The following is a 16358-nucleotide window of genomic DNA, read 5'->3' as shown; positions in this document are numbered from 1 at the left end:
CCGAACGGAAGACGGTTTTAATTTTTGGAAAGTGAGGCATCATGCATGAAAGCAACAGGAATCGTGCGCAGAATTGATGATTTAGGCAGGGTGGTCATTCCAAAAGAAATCAGAAGGACCCTCCGCATCCGTGAAGGAGATCCGCTTGAAATCTTTACCGATCGGGATGGAGAAGTGATTTTAAAGAAGTACTCCCCAATTTCCGAGCTCGGTCAATTCGCGAAAGAGTACGCAGAAACGCTATACGAAACACTCGGAACACCTGCCATGATCAGTGACAGAGATGAAATGATTGCCGTATCCGGATTGTCGAAAAAAGATTATTTGAACCGCGCATTATCACCGGACGCGGAAGATGTATTAGCCGGCCGCACCCTCGTTATCGAAAAACTCGAAAAAACGGTGGAATGGGTACCTGGCCAAACCGAGCAAGTGAAATCCTACTGCATTGCCCCGATTGTTGCGGGCGGTGATACAATTGGTGCGGTCTATTTGCTATCGAAAGTCCATTTCCTTGGCGAAGCCGAACAAAAAGCAGCAGAAACCGCCGCGCACTTTTTGGCGAAACAAATGGAACAATAAAAAACAGCCTGCACGTACTGGGAAGAAATGGTGCGTGTGGGCTGTTTTTTTATCTTAAATTAATTTTCACGGTATTGATTTTGAATATCTTCTAATTCGGGTAGTAGGGATCGATCGACATAGAAGGTACTCTCTTTCCCGTTATATTCAACTGGTTTATAAACCTGACTAAACCTGGATACCTCTTCAAATCTAAAATAGATTTTTACAGATGACTTTGTTTCCTCTGAATAGATTTTATCAGGGTTTTTTAACATCAGGTAACAGAACTCTTTCGACTTTGTATAAATATCAAACTCATTGGCGTTATCGTGTACCTTTATGTTTTCAATTCTCCAGTAGTTTGCACCTTCAGATAGATACTCCCAATTAATTTCATTCACTGAAATTGGATCTCTAACATCATCTATAGTAGAGCAAGCCCCTAAAAGTAAGCCGATTAATAGGATTGAAAGCAAGTTTTTAATAACTATAATCAGTCTCCTTTTCAATTTATTATAAACTTATCTCTTCAAAACGAGCAAGCTTATGATAATCTAATGGGTTAGTGTAGATATTCTTTGATGTATAGTATTTCTTAAGTCCTAAACTAATTCCAAATGCACTAACAGGGTCATCAGTAATCATTAAATTCTGTATAGAACCATACTTTGAAGAGTTAGCTATTTTGGATGCAACTTTTGATTTAAATCGAAAAAACAGCCTGCACGTACCGGGAAGAAATGGTGCGTGTGGGCTGTTTTTTGCATTTTAAGATAGGGTTTTAAAATAATTCTAAAAAATCAAACCTCTGTCATTTGAGAATCGTTTACTATAAGAGAAAGGAGTTGAAGCTGTGATAACTACTAATGGATTACAAGATTTAATGGTTCACCATACAGAGTTCTTAATCCGACTTGCTTATTATTACGTGAAAGATCTCCAAGCAGCAGAAGACATTGTTCAGGAAGTATTCATAAAGATTTACAACAACCAGCATAATTACGAAGAACGAGGAGAAGTAAAGGCTTTTTTAACAAAAATGACGATTAATAAAAGTAAAGACCATTTGAAAAGCTGGGCTTATAGAAAAATGCAATTGGTAGACAAATTTTTCCATCAGAAACCACAAGAAGTTCAGATGATTTGGTAAGAAAAGATGAAGAGACAATAATCGGGGAAGCAATCCTTCAATTGCCATTGAAACAACGAGAGGTTCTCATATACTTTTATTTTCATGAAATGACTATCGTTGCGATTGCAAATCTTTTATCCATTCCTGAAAGTACAGTCAAGACGCGATTGCGACGAGGTAGGGAGCTATTAAGAAATCAGCTGAAAGGAATTGAATGGGAGGTGCTGTTAAATGGATAAATTCATTCCAACTGAAGTGAAGGATGTAACCGAAAGTAAAGAGAGGGTTATGCGAAACGTTTTAAATGATATTCAAAACAGACCACAAAAACCAAGACGTAATTGGAGATATGTCGTAATTGCCACTGTAGTAACAATGAGCGCAATGCTTTTTGTCTTAAACGAAGTATTGACTGAAAATGAACCGTCTGTAGCCGACCAACCGTCTCCAGTGGAAGTAGACATAGATTTATCAAAACCGATATTCTCCGAAGAACAAGGGGTATTTTATCTCGAAGGAATAACGTTAGGCGACTCCCAGGCAAAAGTAATCGAAGTCTTTGGTGAGAATTTTACAATCGTGCAAGAGGATGACAGTGAAGAGGCCGCAGTGAGGCAGACGTTGTAATGAATTATGAGGGTCAGGTGAAATTCTATCTTATTGAAGATAAATTAGATTCAATCATATTTATGAATGTAGATGAAGATTATTTCGATAAATTATTTAATGACTATGACGGGTTTAAGTTTATAGATTTCCACATTTATGATGATCGTTTTTTCTACTCTAATGAGACCAATCAAATCATAAAGGCATCAATACAGCCAATTAACGAAAATCATTCTCTTACACTATCCTATGCAGAACCCCACTGGGAAAAAAAAGTAGCAGAAAATCTATATAAGGCGCAACAGAATATTAAAACTCAACACATTTCTCCAACCAATATGGATATAGATTTCGCCAAGCCTACATTTACTGAAGAGGAAGGTTACCTATATTTTCATGGTGTAACATTAGGCGACTCACCATCAAAAGTAATTGAACGATTAGGTGATAATTATATAATTGGCCAGTCTGATGGAAGTGGATCTGATTTCCTCCTAAATTATGATAGGCAAGCAAGTTTCCATTTTTATAATGATAAATTAGATTCAATTGTATTAATAAAAGTAGATAAAGAGTACTTTGACGAATTATTTAATCATTATGAGGGATTTAAATTTATATATTCAGGGCGTAGTGAAGATGATAACGATCGTATTATCTACTCAGAGGAGACGTATCAAGTAATGAAAGCTACAACACAAACTCCTAATAATGATCTTTATTTATATATAGGTTATCCTGGCCCGGAATTATGGGATAACCCAGAAATGAAAGGTATTCCGAATCCTTGGAAGTAATTATAACGTAAGCAGTGCTGTTTTCTCCATAAACACTTATACTATTGGTAAGGCGGTGATATGTGTGCTAACAAAAGAAATTAAAGAACAACTTATTGAAAAGTTAAAGCAAGAGGTCAACCCTGCTTTCATTATCCTTTTCGGTTCTTTTGCAAAAGATGCTGTACGGGAGGATAGTGATATTGACCTTGCCTATTTCAGCAACAAGCAACTATCATCTTATGATCGGTTTCTATTATCCAATGAGCTTGCCTTAATAGGCGGGCGTGAGGTTGACTTAGTTGATATTAAAGATATTGATACGGTTTTCACGATGCAAATTTTTGCATACGGCGTTCCAATCTATATACAGGATGAAAACGAATTTATCCGTCAAAGAATGCGAGCCTATAGCATGTACGTAACTTTAAATGAACAACGTGCGGGAATTATTAATGGTATTAAGGAAAGGGGAAGTGTATTTGGGGATGAATGATGTCATTTTAAATAAGACGACAACGATTGAGCACTGTTTAAAACGCATTCACGACGTGTATGAAGGCAATCCCGAAAACTTATCTGACTTCACGAAACAAGATAGTATCGTTTTAAATATCCAACGTGCTTGTGAGGCAAGTATCGACTTGGCTATGCATGCAGTGAGTGTGCGTAAACTTGGTGTTCCCAAAACGAGCCGCGATGCATTCAGACTCCTACATGAAGCGGGTTTGATTGAGGCAAGTCTTGCGACAACATTAATGAATATGGTTGGCTTCCGTAACATTGCTGTTCATGATTATCAGGCTTTGGAAATTGATATTTTAGAATCGATTTTAAATAAACATATAGATGATTTTAAACACTTCACAAAGGTGTTTTTGCAGTTTGGAGATCAATAAAACATAACAAAATGGTATAATAGCATTAATAAATTTCAAGGCGGTGTTTGGAGTGGGTGTTAACCGAGAAGATCTAAAACGTCTGATTGACACTATTAATGAAGAAGATGCAGCTGAAATTTATGATTTTATTGGTTATCTAAACATGAAACGGGAAAGAGAAGCCATTAATCAGATTGATGTTGAATTGTTATCAGAAGATAAAGAGCTAATCCGTCAAATGAAGAAGAGTAGGGAAGATCGCGCCAATGGCCGTATTTATGATCAAAAGCAAGGTCTAAATTATCTTCGGAAGAAAATTACGGAGTTTGAAAGTGAATAAAACTTATAAAGTCTATTGGTCACAGACGGCACTTGATGAATTAAGCAATATTCTTGCGTATCCTCCGGAAGTTAAGGAACGAATATACATGGATACTTTTGAACGATTATCCTTAATGCCTGTCTTAACTGCCAAAGAAATACCGTATGGTCTTCTGGAAGGTTACTGGGTGAGACTCGGATTATATCAAACCATGTTACTATTTGAAATTGATGAAGAAGAGGCTGTTGTTTGGATTGATGGAATTAAACATAAAAGAGAAAATGTTTATTGGAAGAGGTAGCAAGATCTTTATATTTTCTTACGAAATAGATAATAAAAAACAGCCTGCATGTACCGGAAAATCGGTGCGTGCAGGCTGTTTTATCTTTTATTTAACGGGCAATACGGGCATTTTTCCGTGTTTGGCAGTTCCTTTAACAGGCAGCAAGTTGTCCGTTTGTAATTTGCCATTGCTTCAAGCGGTTCTTCATTTTGCAAATATTGTTTAAAGGGTGAGCGCCTCATATGCGGCTTCCATGTTTCATCATCCAATAGGCAATCAAGGTCGCTTTGTGCTGCTACAGGGCAGTCTTCGGCGAGATGCATGGAGTACATCCAAATGACATAACCCCATACATTCTCCCACAGGATCAGTTTGGAAACATGCGCGCGTTTACTAATAGATTCGACAACGGGATGGCCGTATTGTGCAAGAATATGACATATCGCTTCGTGCCGGTCATGGACATCCTCGAAAGATTCAGTCGGAATGGAAAACTGAATCGTCCCGTTCTCGATGAACATTGTGACATCCTCCAATCTGCCGGTATAGAGCAGATTGAACTTGCTGAGCATATGAAAGAGCCCAGTCAAAAAGAAACCGTGCCTTCTCATGTAGACAGATGCCGCAACAGCATCCGTAGGGGCACCGGTCAACGCTTGAATTTCCGAAAACAATTCAGTGCTTGCCGTTTCCGATAAAATCGCTTGGGCATTCGAGATTGTGTCAGACTGCCAGTTCAGAAATATGCCAAATCGTTCCAAAGATGCGATGTGCTCGTCGTTCAGCTTAGGCACCTGTATTGCTCCTTACTTGCTGCATTACGCAGCGGCCTCTGCCGTAAGGTACACAATGCGGTGTTCCGAAAAGCGGATCTGTCGATACTTGGCACTCCATACCGAAAACGGATCGAACAAGGTCGCAAGTGACGATATCCTCAGGCCTTCCTTGTGCATAAACGCCGCCATCTTTAATCGCGACGATATTATGTGCATAGCGTGAAGCCAAATTCAAATCATGAAGCACCATGACAATTGTGCGGTTCTTTTGTTCATTCAATTCAAACAGTAAATCCAAGATTTCGATTTGATGGGTCATGTCGAGATATGTCGTCGGCTCATCTAACAAAATGACCTCGGTATCCTGAGCAAGTGTCATCGCAATCCAGGCACGCTGACGTTGGCCGCCGGATAATGTATCGATGGCCTGATCACGCAGATTGCTAATCTTCGTTGCTTCCATTGCTGCCTCGACCTTGTTTGTATCTTCATCAGTCCAGCGGGAAAGCCATGATTGGTGAGGGTAACGTCCTTGTTTAACAAGATCGTGAACGGTCAATCCTTCAGGGGAGACCGGCCCTTGTGGAAGGATGCCCATCTTTTTAGCGACATTTCGAGAAGACATTGAATGAATATCTTTCCCTTCAAGCAGGACAGATCCCTCTAAGGGCTTCAATAACCTTGCAATCGAACGAAGCAAGGTGGATTTCCCACAACCGTTACTCCCGACAAAAACGGTGATTTCCCCTTTAGGGATGGACAGATTCAAATTCTCGAAAAGTAAATTGTCTTGATAGCCGATGGAAAGGTTTTTCGTGTTTATCGTAGGGCGCATGCATAATGCCTCCGTTTCATTCATTATCCGTAAGAATGACAACTCTCAATACTAAGAGCATACCATATTCTTAGTCAGTTGAGAATGATAATCATTAGTCTATAAAAACACTTTACAAACAAGGTATCGACAGTTTACACTTTTAGTTGATAATGATTATCAGTGGGAGGAAGAAAATGAATAAATATGTGAGAACGATTCTATTGGTTGCACTTAGTGCGATTTTATTAGTTGGATGTTCATCGAAAAAGACAGAAGATAAAGGTTCAGTTAACGAAAAGGCTGAAAGCAGTGTAACGATCACAGGTTCAAATGGAGAAGTGACTCTTGATCAACCAGCCAAGAAAGTTGTTGTGCTTGAATGGACATATGCGGAAGACTTGCTGGCACTTGGAATACAACCCGCTGGAATGGCCGATATTCAGGAGTATCATAATTGGGTGAACATTGACGCCGAATTAAGTGACGATGTCGTTGATGTCGGTGGCCGTCAAGAACCTAATTTGGAGGCGATCGCAGCACTTGAACCTGATTTGATCATCGGAGTGAGTTTCCGTCACGATGCAATGTTAAAGGATTTGGAGAAAATTGCTCCAACGGTCATCTTCAACCCATATCCTGAAGATGAATCGATTGATTTATATCAGGAGATGACGACTACTTTCAAGGAAATTGCAAAGGCAGTAGATAAGACAGCCGAGGCTGATAAAGTATTGGCAGACTTAGATGCAAAATATGACGAAGCAAAGGCTGAAATTGATAAAGCCGATTTGAAAACAAAGGATATCATCTTAACACTTGCTTATTCGGGTCCACAAGCCCCAGAAATTCGAGTATTCACACCGAATTCGATGGCCTCTCAAATCCTTGAGAAAATCGGCTTGAAAAACATCCACGTACCTGATCAGTTTGAAGTTTTCGGGTCAAGCACGTTCAATGTAGAAGGATTGACGAAATATGAAAATGCAAACTATTTATTCACCGTCCAGGCCGACGACAATGTATATGAAAAGCAACTGAAGGACAATGCAGTCTGGAAAAACTTGAACTTTGTCAAGGAAGATCGACTATTTGACTTAGGTGGGGACACTTGGTTATATGGAGGCCCACTTTCAGCGGAAACTTTGCTAAATCGAATTGTCGATACAATGGTTAATAAATAATGGCAGGAAGCGCTACGGGAAAAAGATCGTTGTTCGTTTGGATCAGCGGTCTTTTCCTGTTAATTGTTTTATCCTTCATCCATCTTACGCAAGGGCAGGCGGATTATACGGTTTCCCAATTAGTGAAAGAGGTTTGGGTGGAGGGGCGTATTCAGGATATCGTGCTGTCCCTTCGGCTTCCTCGGCTTGCTATCGGTATTTTAGCGGGCGGTGCGCTTGCTGTGGCGGGTGCAGTTTTGCAGACATTGACGAACAATCCGTTGGCGTCAGCGAGCACACTTGGAATTAATGCAGGGGCGTATTTTTTTGTAGTTGCCTCGATGATTTTTTTTCCGTCGGTCCTTGGTGATTTTCCTTTTCTTGTTGCATTGGCAGGTGCAGTGCTCTCTTCTGTACTTGTTGTTGCGTTGGCAGGAAAACAGATGGAACCTGTCCGTGTCGCGTTAACGGGAATGATCATCTCATTATTGTTCTCTTCAATGACAGGCTCATTACAGCTGCTTTTTGAAAATCAAACGAATGGTCTTTTCTTATGGGGTTCTGGAACACTTGTACAATTGAACTGGAACGGAGTATCATTTGCAGGTCCGATGATCATCGTACTGTTCATTGTCACATTGGGCTTGGCAAAACCGATGGATATTCTATCGTTAGGTGAGGATGTTGCTTCCTCGCTTGGACAAAATGTGCGAGTCGTAAAATTAATGGCATGGGCTGCTGCCATCCTCCTCGCAGCAACGACGGTGAGTGTCGTCGGCCCCATCGGATTTATCGGATTGATGGCACCGCATATTGTGCGCATGCTTGGAATAAGTGGGCATTTACATATTTTCCTTCAATCATTCCTTTGGGGAAGTGTGATGCTCATCGGAGCAGATGTGCTTGGCAGGTTGATCCAACCTGGTCAAGAAGTGCCAGTCGGCGCGATGACTGCATTGGTTGGTGGACCTTGGCTGCTCTATTTGGCTTGGAAGACAGCGAGGACGCATAATAAAGGCGATCGCCAAATGGGCGGTACGTTGAAGCCTGTCAAACTGCCTGTCGTCATTTCGATCGTTACGATATTAATCATCGTTGTCTTTGCACTGGCGTTTTCCTATAACGGAATGGCCTGGTCGCTTGAATGGTTGAAACCAGTCGTTTGGAATTTCCGGGTACCACGGGTGCTGACTGCTTTCATTATCGGTGTGATGCTTGCGCTTGCTGGTGTTTTATTGCAAGGCGTCTTACGGAATCCATTGGCGGATGCCAGCGTTTTGGGTGTTACATCGATGGGTGGGGCCGGAGCGATGCTGCTTTTGGTTATGATCCCGGCCATCCCTGTTCAATTTATGCCGTTTGGGGCGGCTGCAGGGGCCGCAATTGCGCTCTGCATCATTTTATTGACGTCATGGAAAAACAATTTCCAACCGATGCTTGTCGCTTTGATGGGTATTGCGATATCTGCGTTCGGATCCGCTGCAACACAAGTTTTTGTCGTGAAGGCGAAATTAGCGGTTGCTGCTGCACTCGTCTGGCTGTCCGGAAGTACGTATGGCAAGGGCTGGGAAGATGTGCAGCTTGCTCTACTATTTGTCGCTATTCTCATTGGTCCTGCAATCTACTTAACTCGCAGTTTAGATGCGCTGACATTCGGAGATGACGTGGCGGCGGGGCTTGGACTATCTGTGCGGTCGACACGTGTTTGGGCGTTAGTTATCGGAGTGGCAATTAGTACAGCAGGAGTCGCGATAGTTGGGACAGTCGGTTTCGTTGGGCTCGTTGCACCGCATATTGCCCGGAGATTAGTCGGATTCCGGCATTTGCCGTTATTGATTGTTTCGGGATTATTGGGCGGCTTGCTTCTTGTTTCGGCGGATTTCATTGGCCGTATTGTGATAGCACCAAAAGATATCCCAAGTGGACTCGTCGTCGCATTGATCGGAACTCCATATTTACTTTATTTATTGAGGAAAATGAAATAGCTGCACGCTCCTTTTCTACGGAGCGTGTGGCTATTTTTGAAATGAAAACTTCTTGCTGGTTAACGAGAACTCATGGGGTAGGAACGAGCGGTTTGCGGGATAAACGAGCGGTTCTGCGACATAATGAGCCCCTACTCCAGCTAAACGAGAATACTTGTCCTCTGCTCGCTTACATTATCAATTCAACGGAACGTATTTTACCGATAATGTTATACTATAAACACAGTAAACATCGAAAGAGGCGCAGTTATGTCTTCAGCTGATTGGAATATGAAAACGTTCATGAAAGGTGCGTCGATTTTGACGATATCGGCGATTGTCGTCAAGTTGCTGGCGGCGGTGTACCGGATTCCGTTTCAGAACCTTGTGGGCGATAAAGGATTTTATATTTACCAGCAAGTTTATCCTTTCATTGGGATTTTTATAGTTTGGACTTCGTATGGGTTTGCGGTGGCAGTATCGAAGCTGTTAGCTGGAACCGTGAATAAGGGCGAATCAAAAGCGGTCATTCGGATTGCATTCATCTACTTGGTGGGATTGTCTTTAACGTTCTTTACAATCTTAATGGTGTTTGCACCGTTTTTCGCAAATGCGATGGGAGATTCGGAACTTGTGACGCTACTTCGGGCGGGGGCATATATCGTGCTTGTCATGCCGATGCTTGCAGTATTGAAAGGTTCATTTCAATCGAATGGACGGATGACGCCGGTTGCGGTTTCGAATGTCGGTGAACAGGCTTTGCGGGTCACGATTATCCTAGTTGGTACATGGTTGGCTATGCGTGCGGGCGCATCACTTTATACGGCCGGTGAAGTGGCTATGTGGGGAGCTGTCATCGGGCAGGCGTTAGGAGTTGTCATTCTGGCCCTATTTTACAAGAATACGTATAAAGGACCGCTGGAGCGGGTGGATACTTGGAGGATCGTGAAGGAGTTGACGTTTGTTAGTTTGAGCGTCAGCGCAAGTTCGCTCATTCTGCTGATGTTCCAAATGGCGGATTCGTTTACCGTGTACAATATATTGCTTGCGAAAGGCATGGTCGCGGATGCAGCAATGGAATTGAAGGGCGTCTATGACCGAGGGCAGCCGCTCGTGCAAATGGGGATTTTGATCGCCTCCACATTGGCACTTGCGATTGTTCCACTGATATCCCATCACGCAGCTAAAAAAAGCGGGCGAGGAGCGGAGCCTTTCATTCAACTGACGTTCCGGACGGCTTTCCTTTTCGGCTGGGCGGCAGCGGTCGGGCTTGCGCTCGTTCTACCGTATGTGAATGAAATGCTATTCGAGACGCGAGACGGTTCGGTAGCACTTATCATTTTCTCCTTCCAAATCTTTTGGCTGTCGCTCATTTTGCCATTGACGGCGATCTTGCAAGGAGCTGGAAAGGTAAAAGTGCCAACATTATTGCTTTTCGGCGGACTACTTGTAAAGGTCATTTCGAATCAATTGCTCATTCCAATCCTTGATGTGACAGGCGCGGCTGTTGCAGGAAATATCGGTTTTGCGGTAATTACATTCGGGCTTCTGCTCTATTTCAAAAGGGTCTGGCCGGTGCGTCTTGCGCCTGCCCGTTTTTACGGATGGTTAATGGCGGCGACAGCGGCAATGGTAGCAGTCATCGTTCCTTGGATGCTTGCTGCGGACCAGTTTTTATTCGACAATCTATCGTCACGAATCGGAGCAACATTGACTGCATTGACGGCAGTTGTGTTAGGGGCAGGCGTTTTCCTGATTGTTGTGATGAAATCGCGTATAATGGCGGAGAAGGAATGGTATTTACTGCCGTTCGGAAGAAGATTGGCGCGCGTACAATTATGGTTAATTAAAAATAGAAGGTGAATGGATGAATACAATTACGATTATCGGGCTTGGTGCCGGTGACCTTGATCAATTATCTATAGGTACATATCGCAAGCTGAAGGCAGCAGAATACGTCATCGCAAGGACGGATCAGCATCCCGCTGTTACGGAATTGCGTGCGGAAGGCATGGAAATTGAAAGTTTTGATTCGGTATATGTAGAAAATGATGAATTTGAACAAGTATATGAGGAAATTACTGTGAAATTAATTGCTATGGCTGCAGAGCGGTCGGTCACCTATGTCGTCCCGGGACATCCGCTTGTGGCGGAGCGAACAGTGCAATTATTGATCGAAAAAGAACGGGAAGGGATTGTGAAGCTCGACATTGCGGGAGGTAACAGCTTCCTTGATCCGATATTCGCGGCATTACGAATTGATCCGATTGAAGGATTTCAGTTGGTTGATGGCACGGATATAGCACGTGACGATGTACAGATGACTCAGCATGTGTTGATTGGACAAGTGTATGATGCATTTGTCGCTTCTGAAGTGAAGCTGTCGCTCATGGAGAAGTATGCGTTCGACCATCCGGTGACAATCGTGACGGCAGCGGGTTCTTCATTGGAAAAGCTTCGGACTGTACCGTTGTTTGAGTTGGACCGTGAGACGGAAATTGATAATTTGACGACGATTTACGTGCCACCGGTTGTTAATCGGGAAGAACGTCTAAAGGAATGGTCTACATTCCGGGAAATCATTGCGGCGTTGCGCGCTCCGGACGGTTGCCCGTGGGACCGCGAACAGACCCATGAATCGTTGAAGCGTTATTTAATCGAGGAAGCGCATGAATTGCTTGAGGCGATTGATCAGCAGGATGATGAAGGGATTATCGAGGAGTTAGGCGATGTGCTGCTGCAAGTATTCTTGCATGCGCAGATTGGCGAAGATGACGGCTATTTTATGATGGAAGATATTTTGCAGTCGATCGGCGAGAAGATGATCCGCCGCCATCCACATGTGTTCGGTGATCGAAATGTGGAAAATTCGGATGAGGTTTTGAAGAATTGGCAGGAAATCAAGAAGGCGGAGAAGCCGCAAGTTGAATCGCTGTTGGATGGGCAGGCACGCCATAGTTCGTCGCTGCTCACTTCATTTAATTACCAAAAGGAAGCTGCAAAAGTTGGGTTCGATTGGCCACATATCGGAGGGGCATTCGATAAATTCGAGGAAGAATGGCAGGAATTCAAAGTCGAAGTGGAGAATGGTACGAAGAAGAGCCAGACAGATGAGTTGGGAGATGTCCTGTTTACACTCGTCAATTTGTCGAGATTCTTAAAACTGTCTCCAGAAGAAGCAATGGCGCATGCGAATGAGAAATTCAAAAGGCGTTTTACGTTTGTCGAGCAAAGCGTGCGGGAAGGCAGGGGCGATTTCTCCGCCTATACGTTAGATGAACTGGATGGTTTTTGGCAACAGGCGAAAGAGGGGGAAAAGAAATGAGATTGGATAAGTTTTTGAAAGTGTCGCGGCTGATCAAGAGACGGACGCTTGCGAAGCAAGTGGCGGACCAAGGTCGTATCACGATTAATGGAAAAGTGTCGAAGGCATCGTCAGTTGTGAAACCGGGTGATGAGCTTGCTATCCGTTTTGGTCAAAAAATCGTAACGACAAAGGTCGAGATGCTGAAGGAATCCACGAAGAAGGAAGACGCGGCAATGATGTATACGATTCTGAAGGAAGAAAAGCTTGAAAAGGTAGAACCTGAGTTTATCGATGATGAGGATTGAGTGAATAAAAAAGTTTGTCCACATTCCAACATGACAGGGATTTTCCTGTCATGTTTTTTTAATTGCTGGCATAGGATGGCAGTGAACGTACAAGCAAAAGGAGGAATAGTATATGCAAATCCAGACGGATAGTCCAACATACGCAATTCCATCGGGGGATCATGTCGTCACGATGAGAAACAGAAAACGAATGGATCTTACATCTGTAAAAACGATCGACCGGTTTGACCAAGAGGAGTTTATCGTCCGGACATCTCAAGGAATTCTAGTAATTCGTGGGGAGGAGCTGCGCATCGTCCATTTGGATGTCGACAAAGGGCTTCTTACTTTGGAAGGGACGATTGGCACGATGCAATATGATGAAGAAGAGACAGGTTCACGTAGTTTCCTCCATAAATTATTTGGATGAGTCTTTCCGTACAGTTTCTTAGTCTGCTTGCAATGATTGGGACGGGCATCGGTGGCGGCGCGTTCATGGATTTGATCGGCACCGGTATCGATGGAACCGGCAAGCGGTCATTTATAAGGAAATATGGTGTTTACCTTGAAGTGATCGGTTGGATCATAGTTGGCTGTGCATCGTTTTATATTCTTTTTTTAGTAAGGGACGGCGCTTGGAGGATGTATGATCCGGTTGCCCAGATTTGTGGACTGCTGTTGTATGCATCAATTTTCCACCGTCCTTTCAGATTTTTCGGTAGGATCTTGAATATGTTGATTATAAAACCAATTGTGTTTGTTATTGCTTTAATCTATAAAGTCATTCGACAAATAGTTAGAATGATTTTCAGGGTGCTGATGTTCCTTTTGAAGCCATTTTTCTATCTTTATGATCGAATCTACGAATCTCTTCCCAAAAACTTTAAAAACAGTGAGAAATGATGTATAATCTATTAACCTATCGAATTTCGAACTGTAATGAGGGAGAGTGCAGACATGGAGCAAAGGAAAAGGAAACCATCCGCGACCGTTGCATCAATTGAAACTGAATATGTCCGCTCGTTGCGTAAAAAGGAAATTTGGAGAAACAAGCAGAAGAAGCGGCTCCAGAAAAAACTGTTTATCTATGCTGTAATTGCTTTTGTAGTATTCGGCGGTTTGACGAGTATGTACATTCAGCAAAAACAAACGCTGCAGGATAAAGAGCTGGAGAAGAAAGAAATGCTTGCACAGTTGGAACAGGTAAATGAAGAACAGGATCTTCTTAAAAAACAGCTTGTCAAACTGGATGATGAAGACTACATTGCAAAGTTAGCTCGGAAAGAGTACTTTTTATCTGATGAAAATGAAATCATCTTTTCAGTGCCTGAAAAAAAGAAGAAAAAAGATGAAAAAGATGACGGAAAAGAGTAGTCTTATTGACACTCTTTTTTTGTTGGCTATAATGAAAGTAAGGATCTTGCATTGAAAGATTCGCCGCACGGCAAAAAGGCTCCTGAAATAGGGGTCGTTTAAATCTTAAGGAGGAGCATTTTTTTTATGTCAATTGAAGTAGGCAGCAAGTTACAGGGGAAAGTCACAGGGATCACAAACTTCGGAGCGTTCGTCGAACTACCGAACGGTTCAACTGGTCTCGTCCATATCAGTGAAGTGGCGGATAATTATGTTAAGGATATTAATGACCACCTAAAAGTAGGCGACATGGTTGAAGTGAAAGTGATGAATGTCGGCACAGACGGTAAAATCGGGTTATCGATCAGAAAAGCGAAGCCTGAATCTGAGCGCCCTCAACGCCCTCAGCGTCCTCGTCACAGCGGTGGCCGTTCAAGCAATAACGAGCGTCCGGAGAATTTTGAGCAAAAAATGGCGAAATTCATGAAAGACAGTGAAGAACGCCTTTCAACTTTGAAAAGAGCAACAGAATCTAAACGCGGTGGCCGTGGCGCAAGAAGAGGATAACTTGCTGGCTATTTTAATTCTAAAAATGAAATTCATATAAGCGATCTGGCATCTATTTAGATGCCGGTCGTTTTTTTTTGTGCTATTTTGCGGAAATAGTGAATTATTTGGGTTAAAGGAGAAGGTAAATGGCGAAAAGGAGAACTCTTTTTGATTAAAGGAGAAGTCCTGCGGCGAAAAGGAGAACTCTTTTTGATTAAAGGAGAAGTCCTGCGGCGAAAAGGAGAACTCTTTTTGATTAAAGGAGAAGTCCTGCGGCGAAAAGGAGAACTCTATTGATTAAAGGAGAAGTTATGCGGCGGAAAGGAGAACTCTATTGGGTTAAAGGAGAAGTTATGTGGCGGAAAGGAGAACTCTATTGATTAAAGGAGAAGTCATGCCCCGGAAAGGAGAACTCATTTCGCTTAAAGGAGAAGTCCAACGTTATAGAAACAAATAAACGAATAAAAGGATTTCAAGTTAGCTACATCGAATAGAAAACATTATAAAAGGGGGAGGGTTTACATGAGCAAAGCTCAAATAATCACAGATCTTGAAAAGTACATCGATTGGGTTGATTCGCTGCAAACTTTGTCAGAACACCAAGCGAATTCGCCGTATAGAGAAGGAAAATGGTCGCCGAAGGAGATTCTCATGCATATGGCGGAATGGGATCGATTCACTGTCGATGAAAGATTGCCTGAAATGCATGAAGGCAATGTTTTAACCAACGTGCCGTTTGAGCCGTTCAACGAAGGAGCAGCAAGACTTGCAAATGAAAAGACATTTGAAGAGACAAGGATCTATGCAAAGGAACAGCGTGAAAGAATAATAACGCGACTGCAATTAATTGATGAAACGGATTGGATAAAAGAGTTTAAGATAGGGAATCATTCAATGTCGATAAAGCAGTATTTTGCGGATTTTGTTTGGCATGATTCGCATCATAAGGAACAAATCGAGTTGGTTCGCAAGGATAAGGACATATACACGGATTCAAAATGAGAATATCGGGTTTATGCGTGATTTCTTAGGTTTATGAGTAATTGGAAGAGTTTATGCGTATTTAGATGAGATTATGAGTATATGTTACGTTTTATGCGTATTTGGAGCAATTTATGCGTTTTTCAGACGCTCTACGCTTTTCGATTGTCCAGCTCCAACGACCAGGCCTTCGGGTCATAAGAAAACCCAGCTTAGTGGCAAAAAGCGCCACACGCTGGGTTTTCTTATGCCTGTCAGGCCTAAGCGGTCGTTTCCGCTTTTCTACTGTCCAGCTTCGAGCGTCAGCCTCTCGGGATGCTTCAGCCTTGCTGTTAAAGGCAAAGAGCGCCTTTAACCTCAAGGCTTCCAGCACCTGTCGAGGCTAAACGACGCTCTCCGCTTTTCTATGATGGCGGCAGAGGGGATCGAACCCCCGACCTTACGGGTATGAACCGTACGCTCTAGCCAGCTGAGCTACGCCGCCGTTGTTGTTCTTTGTAATTCATCTGAACGACAATCATTATAATACATGCCTTTGGGATATCTGTCAACCTATCGTTGAAAAATAGAAAAATACTACGGAACTCGTCGAAATGTTTT

The 16358-nt window shown here is 42.7% G+C and carries 23 protein-coding genes and 1 tRNA gene; 20 read left to right on the top strand and 4 right to left on the bottom strand.

Annotated features, from left to right (window positions below; all coding sequences use genetic code 11):
* Positions 1–45 precede the first annotated feature (45 nt).
* Positions 46–582 (top strand): stage V sporulation protein T, encoded by a 537-nt coding sequence (gene spoVT, locus NSQ43_RS01900; RefSeq protein ID WP_339252551.1) that lies wholly within the window; start codon positions 46–48, stop codon positions 580–582.
* A 59-nt stretch (positions 583–641) separates the two neighbouring features.
* Here spoVT and NSQ43_RS01895 read toward each other — a convergent pair whose 3' ends face one another.
* Entirely contained in the window at positions 642–1073 is a 432-nt protein-coding gene (locus tag NSQ43_RS01895) for a hypothetical protein (RefSeq protein ID WP_339252549.1), read from the bottom strand.
* A 344-nt stretch (positions 1074–1417) separates the two neighbouring features.
* On the opposite strand from NSQ43_RS01895, the gene NSQ43_RS01890 reads away from it, so the two are divergent.
* The 8 genes from NSQ43_RS01890 (at position 1418) to NSQ43_RS01855 (ending at position 4585) form a co-directional block, all read left to right on the top strand.
* On the top strand, positions 1418–1714 hold the full coding sequence (locus NSQ43_RS01890) for a sigma factor (protein ID WP_339252547.1): 297 nt from the start codon (positions 1418–1420) through the stop codon (positions 1712–1714).
* Positions 1708–1935, top strand: coding sequence for a sigma-70 family RNA polymerase sigma factor (locus NSQ43_RS01885; RefSeq protein WP_339252545.1), 228 nt, complete (start codon positions 1708–1710; stop codon positions 1933–1935). Before NSQ43_RS01890 ends, NSQ43_RS01885 begins: the two co-directional genes overlap by 7 nt.
* Positions 1928–2323, top strand: coding sequence for a hypothetical protein (locus tag NSQ43_RS01880; RefSeq protein WP_339252543.1), 396 nt, complete (start codon positions 1928–1930; stop codon positions 2321–2323). The genes NSQ43_RS01885 and NSQ43_RS01880 overlap by 8 nt, the downstream gene beginning before the upstream one ends.
* Complete coding sequence (locus NSQ43_RS01875; protein ID WP_339252541.1) at positions 2323–3102, top strand: hypothetical protein; 780 nt, start codon at positions 2323–2325, stop codon at positions 3100–3102. The genes NSQ43_RS01880 and NSQ43_RS01875 overlap by 1 nt, the downstream gene beginning before the upstream one ends.
* Before the next feature lie 64 nt (positions 3103–3166).
* On the top strand, positions 3167–3577 hold the full coding sequence (locus NSQ43_RS01870) for a nucleotidyltransferase domain-containing protein (RefSeq protein ID WP_339252539.1): 411 nt from the start codon (positions 3167–3169) through the stop codon (positions 3575–3577).
* Positions 3570–3980, top strand: a complete 411-nt coding sequence (locus tag NSQ43_RS01865; protein WP_339254742.1) for a DUF86 domain-containing protein — start codon at positions 3570–3572, stop codon at positions 3978–3980. The genes NSQ43_RS01870 and NSQ43_RS01865 overlap by 8 nt, the downstream gene beginning before the upstream one ends.
* Positions 3981–4032: 52 nt before the next feature.
* The gene (locus NSQ43_RS01860) at positions 4033–4302 is read left to right on the top strand and encodes a hypothetical protein (RefSeq protein ID WP_339252537.1); all 270 of its coding nucleotides are present in this window, start codon (positions 4033–4035) and stop codon (positions 4300–4302) included.
* Positions 4295–4585, top strand: a complete 291-nt coding sequence (locus tag NSQ43_RS01855; protein WP_339252535.1) for a type II toxin-antitoxin system RelE/ParE family toxin — start codon at positions 4295–4297, stop codon at positions 4583–4585. The genes NSQ43_RS01860 and NSQ43_RS01855 overlap by 8 nt, the downstream gene beginning before the upstream one ends.
* A gap of 80 nt (positions 4586–4665) precedes the next feature.
* Here NSQ43_RS01855 and NSQ43_RS01850 read toward each other — a convergent pair whose 3' ends face one another.
* Complete coding sequence (locus NSQ43_RS01850; protein WP_339252534.1) at positions 4666–5361, bottom strand: hypothetical protein; 696 nt, start codon at positions 5359–5361, stop codon at positions 4666–4668.
* Positions 5354–6178, bottom strand: a complete 825-nt coding sequence (locus NSQ43_RS01845; RefSeq protein ID WP_339252532.1) for an ABC transporter ATP-binding protein — start codon at positions 6176–6178, stop codon at positions 5354–5356. Before NSQ43_RS01845 ends, NSQ43_RS01850 begins: the two co-directional genes overlap by 8 nt.
* Positions 6179–6354: 176 nt before the next feature.
* On the opposite strand from NSQ43_RS01845, the gene NSQ43_RS01840 reads away from it, so the two are divergent.
* The 11 genes from NSQ43_RS01840 (at position 6355) to NSQ43_RS01790 (ending at position 15779) form a co-directional block, all read left to right on the top strand.
* Positions 6355–7341 (top strand): iron-siderophore ABC transporter substrate-binding protein, encoded by a 987-nt coding sequence (locus NSQ43_RS01840; protein ID WP_339252530.1) that lies wholly within the window; start codon positions 6355–6357, stop codon positions 7339–7341.
* Between the two features lie 29 nt (positions 7342–7370).
* On the top strand, positions 7371–9305 hold the full coding sequence (locus NSQ43_RS01835; protein ID WP_339252529.1) for an iron ABC transporter permease: 1935 nt from the start codon (positions 7371–7373) through the stop codon (positions 9303–9305).
* 249 nt (positions 9306–9554) lie between these two features.
* Complete coding sequence (locus tag NSQ43_RS01830) at positions 9555–11147, top strand: polysaccharide biosynthesis protein (RefSeq protein ID WP_339252527.1); 1593 nt, start codon at positions 9555–9557, stop codon at positions 11145–11147.
* Positions 11148–11151: 4 nt separating this feature from the next.
* The gene (mazG, locus tag NSQ43_RS01825) at positions 11152–12609 is read left to right on the top strand and encodes a nucleoside triphosphate pyrophosphohydrolase (RefSeq protein WP_339252525.1); all 1458 of its coding nucleotides are present in this window, start codon (positions 11152–11154) and stop codon (positions 12607–12609) included.
* The gene (locus NSQ43_RS01820; protein ID WP_339252523.1) at positions 12606–12896 is read left to right on the top strand and encodes an RNA-binding S4 domain-containing protein; all 291 of its coding nucleotides are present in this window, start codon (positions 12606–12608) and stop codon (positions 12894–12896) included. Before mazG ends, NSQ43_RS01820 begins: the two co-directional genes overlap by 4 nt.
* Positions 12897–13008: 112 nt before the next feature.
* Positions 13009–13305, top strand: coding sequence for a sporulation protein YabP (gene yabP / locus NSQ43_RS01815; RefSeq protein WP_339252521.1), 297 nt, complete (start codon positions 13009–13011; stop codon positions 13303–13305).
* Positions 13302–13778: a spore cortex biosynthesis protein YabQ gene (gene yabQ, locus NSQ43_RS01810; protein ID WP_339252520.1), complete on the top strand. Its 477-nt coding sequence runs from the start codon at positions 13302–13304 to the stop codon at positions 13776–13778. The genes yabP and yabQ overlap by 4 nt, the downstream gene beginning before the upstream one ends.
* A 54-nt stretch (positions 13779–13832) precedes the next feature.
* On the top strand, positions 13833–14249 hold the full coding sequence (locus NSQ43_RS01805) for a septum formation initiator family protein (RefSeq protein ID WP_339252518.1): 417 nt from the start codon (positions 13833–13835) through the stop codon (positions 14247–14249).
* A 126-nt stretch (positions 14250–14375) separates the two neighbouring features.
* The gene (locus NSQ43_RS01800; RefSeq protein ID WP_301245219.1) at positions 14376–14795 is read left to right on the top strand and encodes a S1 domain-containing RNA-binding protein; all 420 of its coding nucleotides are present in this window, start codon (positions 14376–14378) and stop codon (positions 14793–14795) included.
* Between the two features lie 150 nt (positions 14796–14945).
* Positions 14946–15074: a hypothetical protein gene (locus tag NSQ43_RS01795; RefSeq protein ID WP_339252515.1), complete on the top strand. Its 129-nt coding sequence runs from the start codon at positions 14946–14948 to the stop codon at positions 15072–15074.
* A 225-nt stretch (positions 15075–15299) separates the two neighbouring features.
* The gene (locus NSQ43_RS01790; protein ID WP_339252513.1) at positions 15300–15779 is read left to right on the top strand and encodes a DinB family protein; all 480 of its coding nucleotides are present in this window, start codon (positions 15300–15302) and stop codon (positions 15777–15779) included.
* 389 nt (positions 15780–16168) lie between these two features.
* On the opposite strand, the gene NSQ43_RS01785 is transcribed toward NSQ43_RS01790, so the two are convergent.
* Positions 16169–16242, bottom strand: a tRNA-Met gene (locus NSQ43_RS01785).
* Positions 16243–16358: the final 116 nt, after the last annotated feature.

It is taken from the genome of Sporosarcina sp. FSL W8-0480 (genome assembly GCF_037963765.1).
In the GTDB taxonomy this organism is placed as follows: Bacteria; Bacillota; Bacilli; order Bacillales_A; family Planococcaceae; genus Sporosarcina.
The sequence above is the reverse complement of the archived record's forward strand: the minus strand, read 5'-3'. Positions and strand labels throughout refer to the sequence as shown.